Below are 15,659 nucleotides of genomic sequence, written 5' to 3' on the forward strand. Positions count from 1 at the left end.
AAACACTTCCTGTATGCTGAGGACATCTCAGTAGAAGGAAGTGTTTTTTTATGAACGATGAAATCGTCATTTCCCATCTCTGCCAGAGCTACGGAAAAAAGGAAGCTCTGCGGGACGTGAGCTTCACCATACCCGCCGGAATGTTCGGGCTGCTGGGGCGAAACGGCGCGGGGAAAACCACCCTGATGAAGACCCTCTGCACCCTGCTGACCCCAAAAAGCGGGGAGATCACCCTGCGGGGCGTGCCGGTCCGGGAAACGGCAAGGGTACGGGGCATGGTGGGCTACCTGCCCCAGGAATTTTCCCTGTACCCGTCCATGACCGTGCGGGAGGGGCTGGACTACCTGGGGGTGCTGTCCGGCATGGAAAAGGACCTGCGCCGCAGGAGGATCGGCGAATTGCTGGAGCAGGTCAACCTGACCGAACAGGCGGGCAAAAAAGTAAAGGCGCTCTCCGGCGGTATGAAACGGCGGCTGGGCATCGCCCAGGCGCTGCTCCACGACCCCCGGATCATCATTGCGGACGAACCCACCGCCGGGCTGGACCCGGAGGAGCGGGTTCGCTTCCGGGAGCTGTTCTGCCGGCTTGCCGAGGAAAAAACCGTGCTGCTCTCCACCCATATCGTGGGGGATATCGAGGAAGCCTGTGAAAACCTGGCGATTCTGGACGAGGGGCGGCTGCGCTATGCGGGCACGGTAAAGGCGCTTTTGGAAACCACCGGGGAAGAAAACATGGAACGGGCGTATATCGCCTGTATCCACAGCGGAAGGGAGGACTGACCGTGTTCTGGAAGGAGCTGAAAAAGGGAGCGCTTTCCATTCCCTTCCTGCTGCTGTTTTTCACCATGCTGATCGTCTATCAGAGCCAGCTGAGCGGGTATCTGGACGAGGGAAGGAAGATCACAGAACCCCAGCCGGGGCTGGAAAGCTACGGTATCGTGCACACGGAAGACCCGGCGCTTGTCATGCCCGGGGCGCTGAACAGCCTGGGCTCGGAATTTGCAGACAACCGCTACGTCACCTACCCCTGGGGCTTTCTCCGCAACGTAAGACTGGGGGAAGCGGAGCAGGAAAAGATGGCGGAGCTGCTTTCCCAGCTTTCCGGGAAGCCGAAGGAGGAGATCATCGCCGCCGCGAACCGGGGGGAACTGGGGGGCGAGGTCACAGTCACCATGGGGCCGGACGGCAGCGCCTTCGCGGAGCCGCATAGTTCCGATCAGGGCATTTCCCCGGCGAAAGGGCTTTCCTATGAAAAATTCCGGGAGCTGATGAACCAGGCGGACGCCCTGCTGGGCGGGGGAAGCGATTATCAGGAGGAAAACCTCTCCGCCTTTGCCTACCGGGGAAAAACCTATAAGGAAGCAAAAAAAGAATATGAGGACGCCCGGGACATCGACCGCTTTACCGGCGCCCACGCCCGGCTTTTCTCCGATTACATGACCATTTTCTGCGCCTTTCTGCCCGCGTTCCTCATGGTATCAGAAGCCCTGCGGGACCGCCGGGCAAGGATACAGGATTTAATTTGGACAAGAAAAATCTCCTCCCTGCGGCTCACCCTGACAAGATACGGAGCGGCGGCGCTGCTTTCCATCAGCCCTGTGCTGCTGCTGGCGGGAGTGGACACGGTCCGCAGCGCCCTGCTGTACGCCGGGGAGCAGATCGACCTTTTGGCGTACCCCGCCTATGTGCTGGGCTGGATCCTGCCCACCGTGCTGTTTTCCTGCGGGCTGGGGCTTTTCTTCACCGAGCTGACCGACACGCCCATCGGTCTCGCCGCCGTGCTCGCTTTCTGGTTCCTGGACCTGAACCGGGGAATGCGGCAGATAAACGGCGGGTATGAGAACCTCACGCTCATGCCCCGGCACAACAGCCTGATGGGGGCTGCCACCCTGCAAAGCAATTTTGAAGCCCTGCTGGCAAACAGGCTGTTCTATACGGCGGCAGCGCTGGTTCTGGTCGGCGTCTCCGCTTTGATTTTGGAACAAAAACGGAAAGGAGGGTGGAAGGGCTATGACGCGCTCAAGGAGCTTTTTGCCCATCGCAGGGGTCTGCCTGAAAAATAACCTGCCGCCCCATCTGCTGCTCTGCCTGGGGCTGCTTCTGGGGGCATTTTTCCTGATGCAGCCCGCCTATTGGGAAGCGGATACCTCGAATAGCTTCTTCCTGATCTTCCTCCCCCTCACCGGGCTGCTCCTGCTGACCCCCCTGTTCCTGCCGGAGCAGGCGGAGGAGGTGCTGGACGTGATCCGGGTGCGCAGCACGCCTTTGGGAATCATTTACGGGATCCGGGCGGTCTGCTCCATCGTTTTCCTGCTGGCGCTGCCTGCCGGGGCGCTTCTCGCCCTCCGCCTGCTGCACTGTGAAACAGACCCCGGGCTGTGGGCGGCGGCGGTCTCCTCCTCCCTGTTCCTGGGTGGGCTGGGGGCGCTCTGCTACAGCCTGTGGGAAAACCTGCCTGCCGCCTATCTGGTGCCTGTGCTGTACTTTGTTCTCTGCGCCTTTACGGGGCAGAAGCGAATGGAGGACTGGGGACTGGGCGCGTTCTACCCCTTTCCCGGCGGCGAGGGCGCTGCCCCCGGTTTTCTCCCCGTCCTGTTTTTCGGCGGGCTCGTTCTACTGATTGCCGCCATTTTCCAGCGGTGCAGGAAGTGGGCGGGCTAAGCGCTTCCTCCTTTCCGGCGATTGGAAGCACACGCAAAAACTCCCTGTCTCTTTTTGAGAGACAGGGAGTTTTGTTTTCCATTTTATTTACCTGCCCTTGCATGGTCTGGCAAGAAATAATTCCCCGTGGTTTTCCAGCAGGTGCATACAATTTTTCGCGCCGGATTCCTTCTCAAAAATCCCGTACACCGCCGAGCCGCTGCCGGTCATCATGGCGCCCAGCGCCCCGGCGGAGAGCATGATCCGCTCCACCTTTTTCACCTGCATCAGCTTGATGGCGTCGTCAAAGCGGTTGGAAAGGCTTTTGCCGATCAGCCGCAGGTCCCCCGCTTCCAGCGCCTTTACCATGCGCTGGGTGGACTGTGTCCTGGACGGGGGAGCCTGGTCCAGCAGGGCGTAGGCGCGGGGGGTGCTGATCCCTGCCGGGGGCTTGCAGATGACGAAAAAGCAGTCCGGCATGGGAAATATGGGCGCCACCTTCTCCCCCGTCCCCGTACAGCGGCAGGTGCCGCCGTGGACGCAAAAGGGCACGTCCGCCCCCACCTGCGCGCCCAGCTCCATCAGCTCCGGCAGGGTGAGCTTTGCTTCCAGCATTTCATTCAGCCCCCGGAGCACGGCTGCGGCGTCGGCGCTGCCGCCCCCCATGCCGGCGCGGCTGGGAAGCCGCTTGTGCAGGGAAATTTCCACCCCGGTATTTTGCAGGCCGCAGTGCTTCAGGAAAAGCTCCGCCGCCCGGTACGCCGTGTTTTTCGTGTCGGTGGGCAGATATTTTTTATTGCTTTGCAAAAATATGCCCGCTTCCCTGCGGGGCAGAAGCTCCACCTCGTCCCACAGGGACACGCTCTGCATGACCGTGTCCAGCAGGTGATAGCCGTCCTCCCGCTTCCCGGTCACGTCCAAGGTCAAATTGATTTTTCCGTATGCCCTGAGCTTCATAACGTCCTGCCTTTCTCGCCTCTACAGCCGGAACGCCCCGAAACGGCGCACATCGATGACGTGCTGGGGGCACATTTCATGGCAGCAGAAGCAGTGAATGCAGTTTTTATAGTCGATCTCCGCTTTCCTGTTTTTCACGGTGATGGTGTGCTGGGGGCAGCTTTCCGCGCATTTCCCGCAGCCCACGCAGTTCTTTTTGTCGATGCGGGGATAGGGAGTGGTCAGCTTTTTGGCAGCCGGGCGCAGGAAGCGGGGCAGCCTGTCGATAAAATCCGTGCTGGACGCCCTGGCCTTTTTGAAATCCGCCCGCCGCAGAGAAGCGGGGTCGTCCCCCAAAAGCTCCACCTCCGACAGCGACGCCGGGGAAAGCCCTCTCTCCTTTCCATAGCGGAGCATGAGAACGCTGTCCGCTTCTATCCCGATCAGGCTCGTAGCGCACAGGTCGGCGGCGTAAGGGTTCTTCGCGGCAATGACGGCTCCCAGCTCCCGGCGGCTCCCCCCGGTGGGTCCGTCCCCCTCCATTGCCCAGATACCGTCCAGCAGGGAAAGGTCGGGGCGGAGAAAGGCGCACAGGTCCGTGAGCATTTGGGAAAATTCCTCTTTCTGGGGGAACCGGCAGTGCAGCTCCGGCTTTTGCAGACCGGGCACCACGCCGAACAGGTTCTTTACCGCCCCGGAAAAGCCCACCATGGAGTGGGTCTTCAGCTTTGCCAGGTTGATGAGATAGTCCGCTTCCAGAAAGGGAGCGACAATTTCCAGCCGTCGGCAGACAACGCCCTCCGGCAGTGTTACGGGTCTGCTCTCGCAGCCGGTATACAGGGAAAAGCCCATGGCTTCCGCCATATCCGCATAGCCGCAGGCTTTGAAATGCGATTTCATAATTCCCGGGGTGTAGGGACCGCCGGGGCTTTCGGCAAGGAGCACCTCTGCCCCCGCCTTTTTCACGCAGCTCCCCACCGCCGCCGCAAAGGCAGGGTGAGTGATCGCCGCGTCCTCCGGCTTCCCGCGCATGACAAGGTTGGGCTTCAGCACCACGGTCATGCCGGGCTTCAGCTCGTCGTAAACGTGCAGCGACCTGAAAATTTTGTCCACCAGCGGCTCCAAGTCCTCCGCCCGGTAGGTATTGCACCGGGCAAGATATACCCGCTCGCTCATAGCTCTTTCAGGAACGCTTCCATGCGCTCCAAAGCTTCGGTGATGTGCTTGATGGAATAGGAATAGGAAATGCGGACAAAGCCCTCGCCGCAGGCGCCGAAGGCGTCCCCGGGAATGACCGCCACATGGTGGGAATAGATCAGCTTTTCGCAAAATTCCTGAGAGGAAAGCCCGGTGGACTGAATGGACGGGAACACGTAGAACGCGCCCTCCGGCTCAAAGCAGGTCAGCCCCATCTGGTTCAGCCCGTCCACAATGAGCCTGCGCCGCATATCGTACTGCCCCCGCATATATTCGATGTCCTCGTCCCCGTTCTCCATGGCCTCGATGGCCGCGTACTGGCTGGTGGTGGGGGCGCTCATGATGGCAAACTGGTGGAGCTTCGTCATCACCCCGATGATCTCCGCCGGTCCGGCGGCATAGCCCAGCCGCCAGCCCGTCATGGAATGGGATTTGGAGAAGCCGTTGACCAGCACCGTCCGCTCCCGCATGCCCGGCAGGGAAGCAAAAGACACATGGGGCGTGCCGCCATAGGTGAGGGACGCGTAGATCTCATCGGAAAGCACGATCAGGTTATGGCGCTCCACCACCCCGGCGATCTCTTCCAGGTCCTCTTTCCGCATGACCGCCCCGGTGGGGTTGTTGGGATAGGGCAGCACCAGAAGCTTTGTCCTGTCCGTGATTTTTTCCTCCAGCTCCTGTGCCGTCAGCCGGAAGCCGTTCTCCGGCTTTGTCTCCACGATGACGGGCACGCCCCCGGCGATCTGGGTAATGGGCACATAGCACACAAAGGAGGGTTCGGGGATCAGCACCTCGTCGCCCGGAGAGACTATGCTGCGAATGCAGAGGTCGATGGCCTCGCTGCCGCCCACCGTCACCAGGACGTCGGTTTCCGGGGCGTACTGCACATGGTAGTGGCGCTGCAAAAACGCCGCGATGCTTTCCCGCAGGCGGATAAAGCCCCGGTTGGGGGTGTAGCGGGTGCGCCCCTTTTCCAGGGACTCGATGCCCGCCTCCCGAATATGCCAGGGAGTATGAAAATCCGGCTCGCCCACGGAAAGGGAGATCACGTCCTCCATCTCATTGGCAATGTCGAAAAATTTCCGAATGCCGGAGGGCTTGATGTTTTTCGCCGTGGGATTCAGCAATGTATTGTAATCAATCACAAAGGTTGCTCCCCCTCTCGTCCCGTTCCTCGTAATCGCTGTTATAGACGATGCCGCCGTCCTTGTACTTGGTCAGCACAAAATGGGTGGCGGTGGACAGCACCCCGTCAATGGGCGCAAGGCGCTTGCTGACGAACATGGCAATGTCGGACATGGTGGCGCCTGTCACCGTCACCGCCAGATCGTACCCGCCGGACATCAAATACACGCTTTCCACCTCCGGGAAGTTCATGACCCGCCCTGCGATCTCGTCGAAGCCCGTATCCTTCTGGGGGGAGACCCGCAGCTCAATGAGCGCCGTGGCGCGGTGAACGTCCGTCCGCTCCCAGTTGACCAGCGCGTGATAGCCCTTGATCACGCCCTCTTTTTCATAGTCGGCGATGGCTTTCTTTACGTCCGCCTCCGTTTCGTTCAGCATGACCGCCAGCTGGGCGGGGGTCAGGGTAGCGTCCTCCTGCAAAAGCCCAAGAACCTGATTCATTGCCATAAAAATGACCTTCCTTTCGTTTTCTAGTAGTTAGTCGTTAGTCTTTAGTTGTTAGAAAAAGCTTTTGCCGTTCACGGCTACAGCTCCTCCAAAATTTCCCGGGCTGTCTGCTCCGCGACGGGGGTGGAAAATACGCCGGGGGAAAATTCCACCACGCCGCCGATCCCCCGCTGCAGCACGAAATGCAGTTTGCCGTCCTTTACCTTTTTGTCGGTGTACAGCTTTTGCACCAGCTCGTCTTTTTTTATTTCCGGGGGAATTTTTACGGGCAGCCCTGCCCGTTCCAGCAGCGCCAGCACCCGGCGGCGCTCCTCCTCCGTCAAATAGCCCATGCGCTGCGCCAGCGCCGTTTCCGCCGCCAGCCCGATGGACACCGCCTCTCCGTGCAGCAGGGTGTAGCCGCTGACCGTTTCGATGGCCCTGCCCACGGTATGCCCCAGGTTCAATATCTCCCGCAGCCCGCTTTCCCGCTCGTCCTGCATGACCACCTCGTATTTGATGCGGCAGTTTTCCTCCGCCACAGCGGTGCAGACCTTCTCGTCACAGGCAAGCAGCCCGGAAAGGTTCTGCTCCAGATACTCAAAGAAGCCCGGGTGGGCAATGCAGGCGTGCTTGACCGTTTCCGCCAGCCCGCTGGAAATCTGCCGCTTTGGCAGGGTCTTCCACGCGTTTACGTCGACATATACCTTTTTCGGCTGATGGAAAAGCCCGATCAAATTGGTGGCGAGTGGGGTATCCACCGCGGTCTTGCCCCCGACGGAGGCGTCCGCCGCCGCCAGCAGTGTGGTGGCATAGTTCACAAAGGGCACGCCCCGGGCAAAGGTTCCGGCAAGGAAACCCGCCAGGTCCGTGACCACGCCGCCGCCGATGGCGATCACGGCGCAGTCCCGGCGGCAGCCCCTTTCCAGCAGCTCGTCTTCCAGCCGTGCCTTTGTTTCCCGGGTCTTCTGCCGCTCCCCGGCGGGGAACACGAACAGCTCCGCCTGAAAGCCCGCTTCCCGCAGCATGGCTTGCAGCTTATCGCCGTACAGCGGCTTTACATTGCTGTCGGTGATAAGCGCCAGCTTTTTTCGGTTTCCCACCAGCCCGTTTTGCAGATCGGCAACAAGCTTTTCTTCCAGCCCGAAGCCGATCTCGATTTCATAGCTGTCGTCCACCACTTTTTTCAGCTCTACCTGAAACACACCCATGGCGGCGCTCCTTTCTTATTTCAATGGCAGCATTCTGGGGCTGCGGCGTTCATACAGGGCAAGCTCCGTAAAGCCCGCTTCCCGCAGCAGCTCCATGCCCCTGTCGATCCCCTTGCCCAAATCCTCCGTGCTGTGGGCGTCGGAGCCCAGGGTCACCAGCCTTCCCCCCAGCTCCCGGTAGCGGGCAAGCAGGGGCAGGTCGGGCAGCGCTTTCCCGATTTTCTGCCGGTAGCCGGAGGTGTTCACCTCCAGCGCCTTTTCCGCCCGGATCAGCGCCAAAAGCACCTCGTCGATCTGCTTTTTGTGCTTTGACAGGTCCACGGGAATGCCGTGGTCGCCCTCGATATACCGCAGGGGGTAGGTCAAATGCCCCAGGGAATCGAAATTGCCCCATTCGATGACTTCCAGCAGTTCCTGCCAGTAGGCGGCGAGCAGGCGGTCCACGAAATCCGGCGGCTGGACGGTATAGTCCAGAAAGTAAAAATCCTCAAAGCCTCTGATATTGTGAAGGGAGCCGATGATAAAATCGTACTCCTTCCCCTGAAGGGCGGCGTCTGCCGCCGGAAGATTTTGATTGGGCTGCCCCATCTCAATGCCCCGGTAAAACCGAAAATCTCCCGGAAGCGTTTTCTTCACCTTTGCCATTTCCGCCCATGCCCGCTCCACCCGGGGGGCATAGCGCTCCTCAAATTTCTGACACTCGCAGTGGTCGGTGAGGGTATAGGCGTACAGCCCTAAGTCCGCCGCCCGGGCGCACATGGCTTCCACGGGGTCGTTCCCGTCCGGCGAGCAGACAGAATGGTTGTGGCAATCCACGGCGTACAAATGCTCCATGACAGGTCTCCCCTTTTCAGTAGTCGGCAATAAGCTCATTTCGAGCCGCAAAGAACGTTTTTCCGCGTTTCTCTTTGGGTACGCGGCGCGCCCCAGCCGTTATCTGATGATTATAGCATAAAACTCCGAAAAAGAAAAGCGCCGGGAAAAAGCCGGGGAAAGCCACATTTCCCTTGACAACTCCCCCGCTGCGCTTCATAATAGAAAAGTAATTTTCAAACAATTCCAGAGAGGAAGTTATCTGCATGGAAAAGATGGAAAAGGCAGTTATCACAGTGATCGGAAAGGATATGGTGGGCATTTTGGCAAAGGTTTCCGCCATGTGTGAGAAGCAGGGCGTCAACGTGCTGGAAGTGACTCAGTCTGTATTGCAGGATATGTTTGTGATGGTCATGATGGTGGACATCACCCACGCCACCGCAAAGGTTGCCGATATGGCGGACCAGTTTGACAAGCTGGGCGAAAGCCTGAACCTGAAAATTCACGTTATGCACGAGGATATTTTTCAGTCTATGCACAGAATATAAAACTCACTTTGTGAGTTTTATATTCTTGGGAGTTTCCTTTTTGTTTTTTGGAAACTCCCAATCTAATAACTAAAATCTAACGACTAACAACTAAAAGAGGGTCTGTCCTTATGAACACCAATGAAATTTTAGAAACGATCAATATGATAGACAATGAAAACCTCGACGTGCGCACCATCACGATGGGGATTTCCCTGCTGGACTGCATCGACCCCGACGCAGAGAAGGCTGCAAAGAAAATTTATGAAAAAATCTGCCGCTATGCCGAAAACCTTGTCCGCACCGGCGAGGATATCAGCAGGCAGTACGGCATTCCCATCATCAACAAGCGCATTTCCGTGACCCCCATCGCCATGGTCTCCGGGGCGTGCCCCGGCACCTCTCCCGTACATTTTGCCAAGGCGCTGGACCGGGCTGCCAAAACGGTTGGGGTCAATTTCATCGGCGGCTATTCCGCTTTGGTGCAGAAGGGTTTTGGTCCCGGGGATTACGCGCTAATAGAAAGCATTCCCGAGGCGCTATCCGAAACGGAATTTGTCTGCTCCTCCGTAAATGTGGGCTCCACCAAGGCGGGCATCAACATGGACGCCGTGGAAAAAATGGGGCGCATCGTTTTGGAAACCGCCCAGCGCACCGCCGACCGGGACTGCATTGGAGCCGCCAAGCTGGTGGTGTTCTGCAACGCCCCGGAGGACAATCCCTTTATGGCGGGGGCGTTCCACGGTCCCGGCGAGCCGGACTGCGTGATAAACGTAGGCGTTTCCGGTCCCGGCGTGGTGCGGGCAGCGATCCAGAAGCTGGGCAAGGACAAAAATCTGACGGAGATCGCCGAGCTTATCAAGCGCACGGCGTTCAAGATCACCCGCATGGGGCAGCTGGTGGCGCAGGAAGCCTCCCGGCGGCTGTGCGTGCCCTTTGGCATTGTGGATCTTTCCCTCGCCCCCACCCCCGCCATCGGCGACAGCGTCGCCCATATCCTGGAGGGCATGGGGCTGGCGCAATGCGGCGCCCACGGCACCACGGCGGCGCTGGCGCTGCTGAATGACGCGGTGAAAAAGGGCGGCGTGATGGCGTCGTCCAGTGTGGGCGGGCTTTCCGGCGCTTTTATCCCCGTAACGGAGGACGCCGGCATGATAGACGCCGCACGCAGCGGCTGCCTGACCTTGAACAAGCTGGAAGCCATGACGGCGGTCTGCTCCGTGGGGCTGGACATGATCGCCCTGCCCGGCGACACCCCGGCGGAGATCATCTCCGGCATCATCGCGGACGAAATGGCGATCGGCATGGTAAACTCCAAAACCACCGCCGTCCGGGTCATTCCCGCTGTGGGAAAAGCGGCGGGAGAAGAGCTGGATTTCGGCGGGCTGCTGGGGCGAGGACCCATCATGGCGGTAAACCCCGCTTCCCCGGCGGAATTTATCCACCGGGGCGGCAAGATACCCGCCCCCCTGCAGAGCCTGAAAAACTGAACAGCGTAGCAAAGCCGGCGGAAATTCCGCCGGCTTTTTTGTTTGGGCTTGCAGAAACCGGGAAAAACAGGTAAAATGATTGCAGGGCAATCATTGCAGTCTGCACCTTCGGTGCTGATAGAGCCAACAATAAATCAGGAGAAAAAAACTATGCCACGGCAGAAAAAACAGAAGCTGACCAAAGAGGAAAAAAAGCTTCGGTCAGCGGAGATCAAAGCAAAAACAAAGCAGGAGATCAAAGAGCACCCGGTGCTGTTTTCCGCCTATGTGATCCTGCGGGCGCTGGTCATCGCGGTAATGATCCGCCAGGTATTCCAGCAGGAATATTACGATGTGTTCCTCTGCGCGCTGACCCTGGCGCTGTTCACCATTCCCAGCTTTGTAGAGCGGCGGCTGCACATCGACGTGCCGAACACCCTGGAGGTCATCATTCTGCTGTTTATTTTTTCGGCGGAGATTTTAGGGGAAATCCAGGAATACTACCTGATCTTCCCATTCTGGGACACCATGCTGCACACCATGAACGGCTTCCTGATGGCGGCGATCGGCATCGCCATGGTGGATATCCTGAACCGCTCCCGGAAATTCAAGGTGCGGCTGTCCCCGGCGTTTGTGGCGGTGGTGGCGTTCTGCTTTTCCATGACCATCGGCGTGCTGTGGGAATTTTTTGAATACGGCATGGATTGTTTCTTCCACATGGACATGCAGAAGGATACCCTGATCCCCGCCGTTACCTCCGTTATGCTGAACCCGGATGGGCGCAACGCCGCCGTCACCGTTCCCATCGAAAGCGTTGTCATAAACGGTACGCCCTGGGCGGGATATATCGATATCGGGCTTCACGACACTATGAAGGACCTGCTGGTGAATTTCATCGGCGCGGTGGTGTTTTCCGTCATTGGCATGCTGTATATCATGGGGCGCGGCAGGGGAAAATTTGCCCCGAAATTTATCCCCCGGCTGAAAGAAAACGAGCTTCCCCCGCCTGATGAGGAAAAGGGCGGGCTACTGGACCCCATTCCCCTTTCGGAGGAAGAGCCTGAGCCTGCGAGCGCCTGCCCCGACTGCATTTTCTGCAAGATAGCGGCGGGGGACGCCCCCTGCCAGAAAATCTATGAGGACGAATACACCATGGCGTTTCTGGACATTGCCGGGGACGCCGAGGGACATACCGTGGTGATCCCCAAAGAGCACGTGGAAAGCCTGATCGATTGCGGGGAGGAGACCTGCGCCCGCCTGATGGAAACGGTGAAGCGCATCTCAGAGCACTATGTAAAAGACTGCGGCTATCAGGGCGTCAATGTGCTGAACGCCAGCGGCAGCGCCGCCCAGCAATCCGTCCCCCATCTGCACGTTCACATCATTCCCCGCCGGGAAAACGACGGGCTGAACGCCTGGCCGGAGCTGGGGCAGGACCGTAACCCTCTGGAAGCGCTGAGAGAAAAGCTGACCATGCTGCCGGAGCCGGACAAAAAGGGATCGGAGGACTGAAAGCCGTTTCCGCTACCGAAGATACTGTGTGACCTGCCGGGCTCGTGAACAGAGTGCCGGGAAAAATATTGCAGGAGGGACCTTTATGGGAACTATCATCAAAACAAAGTACGGGGAGCTTTCAGGCGTAGACCACGGCTGGTATACGGAATACCGTGGCATTCCCTACGCGAAACCGCCGGTGGGAAAACTGCGCTGGAAAGCGCCCCAGGAGCCGGAACCGTTTGACGGCGTGTATCAGGCGGTAGATTTCCGTCAAAAATGCGTCCAGTCCGAGGGTTCTTCTCCCCCGTGGGATAAGGACTTTTACGATGACCCGGCATTTGACTGCCCTGTGGATGAGGACTGCCTGTATCTCCATATTTGGGCGCCGAAAGACGCTGCGGGCTGCCCGGTAGCGTTCTGGATACACGGCGGCGCTTTTATGGGAGGCTGGAGCAGTGAAAAGGAATTTGACGGAGCCGCCTACTGCCGCAGGGGCGTGATCTTCGTCAGCGTGGAATACCGCTGCAATGTGTTCGGCTTCCTTGCCCACCCCTGGCTGACGGAAGAAGCGGGGACCTCGGGCAATTACGGCACGCTGGATCAGATCGCCGCCCTGAACTGGGTCCATGAAAACATCGCCGCTTTCGGGGGTGACCCTGCAAACATTACCGTTTTCGGACAAAGCGCCGGCGCCATGAGCACCCAGACGCTAATCTCCTCGCCGCTGACGGAAAACAAGATCGCCAAGGCGATCCTGCAGAGCGGCGGCTCTTACGGAAACGGTCTGCACCGCGATATTCCCCTTTCCGAGCAGGAGAGCTACGGTCTGCTGTTTTCCGAAGTCCTGCACGCCGACAGTCTGGTGGAAATGCGCGCCGCGCCTGCTGCGGAGCTGCTGGCAGCCATCGGTCCCTTTTTCGAGAAAGCCATGCCGCTGGCGCACGGTCTGTTCCTGACCCCCACCATAGACGGGACGGTCCTGACCGGTGGATATTACGATCTGATCGATCAGGGAAAGATCAAGGATATCCCCTATATGCTGGGGTGTACCAAGGACGATATCATGACACCCAAGGATCTGAAGGACCCCATGGAGGACCCCCTTTATCAGGGCAGCGTAGCGTTCAGCCATCAGCTGGAAAAGCTGGGGCGCGACCCCGCCTATGTCTACTATTTCACGCGGGACCTGCCCGGCGACGAACAGGGCGCATGGCACTCCTCAGAGCTGTGGTACATGATGGGTACGATGGACCGTTGCTGGCGTCCCTGGACGCCGGAGGACTATGCCCTTTCCGCGCAAATGCTGGATTACTGGTGCAATTTTATGAAGACCGGCGACCCCAACGGCGAAAGCCTGCCGCAATGGAAACCCTGCGCTGGAAAAGACAGTTTCGTAAAGAAGCTGGATGTGGCAAAGCCCGTTTCCTGAACCCCGGTGTTTTCTCTGGGATAAAATCAAAGGTAGATACAAAGACAGTGGCGGCAGATACTGCCGCCACTGTTTCTTTATAACTCTCCCAAAGCTGCGTCCTGCAAAAAGCGCGGCAGTGGATACCGAATGCCGGATCCCGGAAAGGACATGATTCCGCCTACAAACCAGCGTACCCGAAACTTTTTTCCGTCCGATGCCGGAATATTAGACCCTTGGCGTCTATAGAACAGTGTACCTGTGAGGCACTGAAAAAATATGGTTTTGCTTTTGCAAAATCACGGTTCTGCGAACCGTGAAATATTTTTTCCGCCCCTTGATGGCAGTGTACCCCAGAGACTACGAAAAAGAATGTTCGGCGTTCTTTGTCGAACATTCTTTTCCCGACCATTATTCCCAAAAGCCGCTGAAAAAGCGCGGTTTTGCGAAATAAAAGAAAGGCTGCGCCTTTCTTCCTGGAAAAGGCTTCGGCTGCACCGCAGCCGATTTTCTAAATGAAAACCGCCTTTTCTGCTTTCTGATATGCCGAAAAGCGGTTTTTCCACCCATTCCGTGAATTTTAGAACACCATAACCTATAGATCGGTGTACCCAAAAGCCGCTGAAAAAATATGGTTTTGCTTTAGCAAAATCCCGGCTTTTCAAGCCGGGAAATATTTTTTCCGCCCCTTGATGGCAGTGTACCCCAGAGACTACGAAAAAGAATGTTCGGCGACCTTTGTCGAACATTCTTTTTCCGCCCCTAAATGTCGCGGAACCGCTTCACCCGCCGCAGCTGCTTCTGCTTCCGGCGGTAAAGCAAAATCAAAATGATATAGACGATGACAAGCGCCACGATCACCGCCATGACCACAAGGAACCACGGGGCGCTGAGCACCGCCTGTCCCTGCTCCCACACATGGAGGGCTTCGCTCCTGTCCACGGATTCCGCCGCCACCAGGGACACGGTGGCGATGGTCTCCCCGGCGTAGCTCAGGGTCGCCGTGCCGATCTGTTCCCCCTTGCGGATAGGGGCTTCCACGCTTTCCGGGATATCCGGCGTGATCATGATGCTGGTGGAATTTACCTCCGACGGCAGCATGACGGAAGCGTTCTCTCCCGCCACCAGCAGCAGTTCGTCCTTTTTCCACGCGTATTTCAAATTGACCGAGCTCATCACATCTCCCCGCACCGCCACGGTCTTCTTTTCCAAGCTGCTCAGCGACCAGCGGAACAGGGTGGCGCAGTCCAGCATTTCTCCATGGATCTCACAAAAGCCGCCGTCGCTGTAATACATGGGGCTTCCCATCGCCACGGCAATGTAGGTATAGCCATATGCTGTGGCGGAGGCGGTAATGCAGTATCCCGCCTCGTCCAGCGAGCCGGTCTTAATGCCCGTGGCAAACTGGTAATAATAAGACATTCCCGTTTCGTCCACATAGTTTGTCAGCATTTTGTTGGTGGTGTTGGCCGTGCGCACCTCTTCCGAGCCGACGGGACGGTAATTGTAGGCGGAGGTGCCGGTGATCTCCGTAAAGTTCGGCAGGGTCATGGCGTACTTCGTGATGGTCGCCATATCTCTGGCGGAAGCAAAATGGTTTGGATTGTGCAGCCCGTGGGCGTTGGTAAAGTGGGTATGTTCGCAGCCCAGCTCCCTTGCCTTGTCGTTCATCAGCTTTACAAAATAGCTCTTTCCGGTATAATCCGTGGGATCAATGCCGCTGTGGGTTCCGCCGCCGTCTCCGTCATCCCATTCATCTCCGCCGTCCTCATCAGGGTCCGGGGTGGGAGTGGGCGTGGGGGCGGGGGTGGGGTTCGCCGCGGCTTCGCTGAGCACCGCCGCCTGCTCCTCCGGGTAAATGGAATCCACATATTTTGCCAGGGTCAGGGCGGCGTTGTTGCCGCTGGGCACCATCATCAGGTACAGCATATCCAGGCCGTTAAAGGTTTCCCCGGGATACATATCCGCCACGGAGCTGCCGGTGTTCATCAGCTCCTCGTCCACGCTTTCCGGCATGGTGATATTGGTGTTCTCGATGTCGGGAATATTTTCATAGGCGATGATATAGCTCATGATCTTGGTCATGGACGCCATGGGCAGCGGCTCGTCGGCGTTCATGGCGTACGCCACCGTATCCGTATCCAGATTCAGCAGGAACAGGGACTTGCAGTGGGGCTCGGTATTGTCGTCCCCGATATCCCAGTTGAAGTCAAAGCCCTCGGCGGACGCGGGGGCAGCCCCCGCGGTGCAGAAAATCAATATCGTCAGCAGCAGCGCCGCCAGCCCTTTCATTTTTTTCATGAAAAGCCCACCCTTTTCTCGTTTCCGGGCTGTACGCCCCGAAAATTTTA

The 15,659-nt window shown here is 58.2% G+C and carries 15 protein-coding genes; 7 read left to right on the forward strand and 8 right to left on the reverse strand.

Annotated elements, in window-relative coordinates:
* The first annotated feature begins 50 nt into the window (after nucleotides 1–50).
* From AB8996_RS08650 to AB8996_RS08660, 3 genes are read left to right on the forward strand one after another with little or no spacing between them, the layout of a single operon-like run.
* Nucleotides 51–779 carry an ABC transporter ATP-binding protein gene (locus AB8996_RS08650; protein ID WP_369298577.1) on the forward strand — a complete coding sequence of 243 codons (729 nt, stop codon included), beginning with the start codon at nucleotides 51–53 and terminating at the stop codon, nucleotides 777–779.
* Nucleotides 780–781: 2 nt separating this feature from the next.
* Nucleotides 782–2,062, forward strand: coding sequence for a hypothetical protein (locus tag AB8996_RS08655; protein WP_369298578.1), 1,281 nt, complete (start codon nucleotides 782–784; stop codon nucleotides 2,060–2,062).
* A complete protein-coding gene (locus AB8996_RS08660) occupies nucleotides 2,010–2,660 on the forward strand; it encodes a hypothetical protein (protein WP_369298579.1) in 651 nt (216 codons plus the stop codon). Before AB8996_RS08655 ends, AB8996_RS08660 begins: the two co-directional genes overlap by 53 nt.
* A gap of 87 nt (nucleotides 2,661–2,747) precedes the next feature.
* On the opposite strand, the gene ispE is transcribed toward AB8996_RS08660, so the two are convergent.
* The 6 genes from ispE to AB8996_RS08690 all read right to left on the reverse strand — a co-directional run bounded on the left by ispE (nucleotide 2,748) and on the right by AB8996_RS08690 (nucleotide 8,467).
* Complete coding sequence (gene ispE, locus AB8996_RS08665) at nucleotides 2,748–3,596, reverse strand: 4-(cytidine 5'-diphospho)-2-C-methyl-D-erythritol kinase (protein WP_369298580.1); 849 nt, start codon at nucleotides 3,594–3,596, stop codon at nucleotides 2,748–2,750.
* 21 nt (nucleotides 3,597–3,617) lie between these two features.
* Complete coding sequence (locus AB8996_RS08670; protein ID WP_369298581.1) at nucleotides 3,618–4,751, reverse strand: DUF362 domain-containing protein; 1,134 nt, start codon at nucleotides 4,749–4,751, stop codon at nucleotides 3,618–3,620.
* Complete coding sequence (locus AB8996_RS08675; RefSeq protein WP_369298666.1) at nucleotides 4,748–5,914, reverse strand: pyridoxal phosphate-dependent aminotransferase; 1,167 nt, start codon at nucleotides 5,912–5,914, stop codon at nucleotides 4,748–4,750. Before AB8996_RS08675 ends, AB8996_RS08670 begins: the two co-directional genes overlap by 4 nt.
* Entirely contained in the window at nucleotides 5,910–6,404 is a 495-nt protein-coding gene (locus AB8996_RS08680) for an Lrp/AsnC family transcriptional regulator (protein WP_369298582.1), read from the reverse strand. Before AB8996_RS08680 ends, AB8996_RS08675 begins: the two co-directional genes overlap by 5 nt.
* A gap of 77 nt (nucleotides 6,405–6,481) precedes the next feature.
* Complete coding sequence (gene aroB / locus AB8996_RS08685; protein WP_369298583.1) at nucleotides 6,482–7,594, reverse strand: 3-dehydroquinate synthase; 1,113 nt, start codon at nucleotides 7,592–7,594, stop codon at nucleotides 6,482–6,484.
* A 15-nt stretch (nucleotides 7,595–7,609) separates the two neighbouring features.
* Nucleotides 7,610–8,467 carry a histidinol-phosphatase HisJ family protein gene (locus AB8996_RS08690; protein ID WP_369298584.1) on the reverse strand — a complete coding sequence of 286 codons (858 nt, stop codon included), beginning with the start codon at nucleotides 8,465–8,467 and terminating at the stop codon, nucleotides 7,610–7,612.
* Nucleotides 8,468–8,673: 206 nt separating this feature from the next.
* Between AB8996_RS08690 and AB8996_RS08695 the strand changes: the two genes are divergently transcribed.
* From AB8996_RS08695 to AB8996_RS08710, 4 genes are all read left to right on the forward strand, one after another.
* Nucleotides 8,674–8,955, forward strand: coding sequence for an ACT domain-containing protein (locus tag AB8996_RS08695; protein ID WP_369298585.1), 282 nt, complete (start codon nucleotides 8,674–8,676; stop codon nucleotides 8,953–8,955).
* A 110-nt stretch (nucleotides 8,956–9,065) separates the two neighbouring features.
* Nucleotides 9,066–10,424 (forward strand): PFL family protein, encoded by a 1,359-nt coding sequence (locus AB8996_RS08700; protein WP_369298586.1) that lies wholly within the window; start codon nucleotides 9,066–9,068, stop codon nucleotides 10,422–10,424.
* A 150-nt stretch (nucleotides 10,425–10,574) separates the two neighbouring features.
* Nucleotides 10,575–11,915 (forward strand): HIT family protein, encoded by a 1,341-nt coding sequence (locus AB8996_RS08705; protein ID WP_369298587.1) that lies wholly within the window; start codon nucleotides 10,575–10,577, stop codon nucleotides 11,913–11,915.
* A gap of 85 nt (nucleotides 11,916–12,000) precedes the next feature.
* Nucleotides 12,001–13,329 (forward strand): carboxylesterase/lipase family protein, encoded by a 1,329-nt coding sequence (locus AB8996_RS08710; RefSeq protein ID WP_369298588.1) that lies wholly within the window; start codon nucleotides 12,001–12,003, stop codon nucleotides 13,327–13,329.
* A 278-nt stretch (nucleotides 13,330–13,607) separates the two neighbouring features.
* Here the strand turns inward: AB8996_RS08710 and AB8996_RS08715 are convergent, their stop codons facing one another.
* Together AB8996_RS08715 and AB8996_RS08720 are read right to left on the reverse strand one after the other, a co-directional pair.
* Nucleotides 13,608–14,057, reverse strand: coding sequence for a hypothetical protein (locus AB8996_RS08715; protein ID WP_369298589.1), 450 nt, complete (start codon nucleotides 14,055–14,057; stop codon nucleotides 13,608–13,610).
* A 13-nt stretch (nucleotides 14,058–14,070) separates the two neighbouring features.
* Complete coding sequence (locus tag AB8996_RS08720; RefSeq protein ID WP_369298590.1) at nucleotides 14,071–15,609, reverse strand: D-alanyl-D-alanine carboxypeptidase family protein; 1,539 nt, start codon at nucleotides 15,607–15,609, stop codon at nucleotides 14,071–14,073.
* Nucleotides 15,610–15,659 lie beyond the last annotated feature (50 nt).

The sequence above is a fragment of the uncultured Neglectibacter sp. genome (assembly GCA_937958185.1).
Taxonomy (GTDB): Bacteria; Bacillota; Clostridia; order Oscillospirales; family Acutalibacteraceae; genus Acutalibacter.

What these genes read in the sequence shown, in the direction of transcription:
- AB8996_RS08650 (WP_369298577.1), top strand. Translation starts at nt 51, where the DNA reads ATGAACGATGAAATCGTCATTTCCCATCTCTGCCAGAGCTACGGAAAA.
- AB8996_RS08660 (WP_369298579.1), top strand. Translation starts at nt 2,010, where the DNA reads ATGACGCGCTCAAGGAGCTTTTTGCCCATCGCAGGGGTCTGCCTGAAA.
- ispE (WP_369298580.1), bottom strand. Translation starts at nt 3,596, where the DNA reads ATGAAGCTCAGGGCATACGGAAAAATCAATTTGACCTTGGACGTGACC.
- AB8996_RS08670 (WP_369298581.1), bottom strand. Translation starts at nt 4,751, where the DNA reads ATGAGCGAGCGGGTATATCTTGCCCGGTGCAATACCTACCGGGCGGAG.
- AB8996_RS08680 (WP_369298582.1), bottom strand. Translation starts at nt 6,404, where the DNA reads ATGGCAATGAATCAGGTTCTTGGGCTTTTGCAGGAGGACGCTACCCTG.
- aroB (WP_369298583.1), bottom strand. Translation starts at nt 7,594, where the DNA reads ATGGGTGTGTTTCAGGTAGAGCTGAAAAAAGTGGTGGACGACAGCTAT.
- AB8996_RS08690 (WP_369298584.1), bottom strand. Translation starts at nt 8,467, where the DNA reads ATGAGCTTATTGCCGACTACTGAAAAGGGGAGACCTGTCATGGAGCAT.
- AB8996_RS08695 (WP_369298585.1), top strand. Translation starts at nt 8,674, where the DNA reads ATGGAAAAGATGGAAAAGGCAGTTATCACAGTGATCGGAAAGGATATG.
- AB8996_RS08700 (WP_369298586.1), top strand. Translation starts at nt 9,066, where the DNA reads ATGAACACCAATGAAATTTTAGAAACGATCAATATGATAGACAATGAA.
- AB8996_RS08705 (WP_369298587.1), top strand. Translation starts at nt 10,575, where the DNA reads ATGCCACGGCAGAAAAAACAGAAGCTGACCAAAGAGGAAAAAAAGCTT.
- AB8996_RS08710 (WP_369298588.1), top strand. Translation starts at nt 12,001, where the DNA reads ATGGGAACTATCATCAAAACAAAGTACGGGGAGCTTTCAGGCGTAGAC.
- AB8996_RS08715 (WP_369298589.1), bottom strand. Translation starts at nt 14,057, where the DNA reads ATGTTCGACAAAGGTCGCCGAACATTCTTTTTCGTAGTCTCTGGGGTA.
- AB8996_RS08720 (WP_369298590.1), bottom strand. Translation starts at nt 15,609, where the DNA reads ATGAAAAAAATGAAAGGGCTGGCGGCGCTGCTGCTGACGATATTGATT.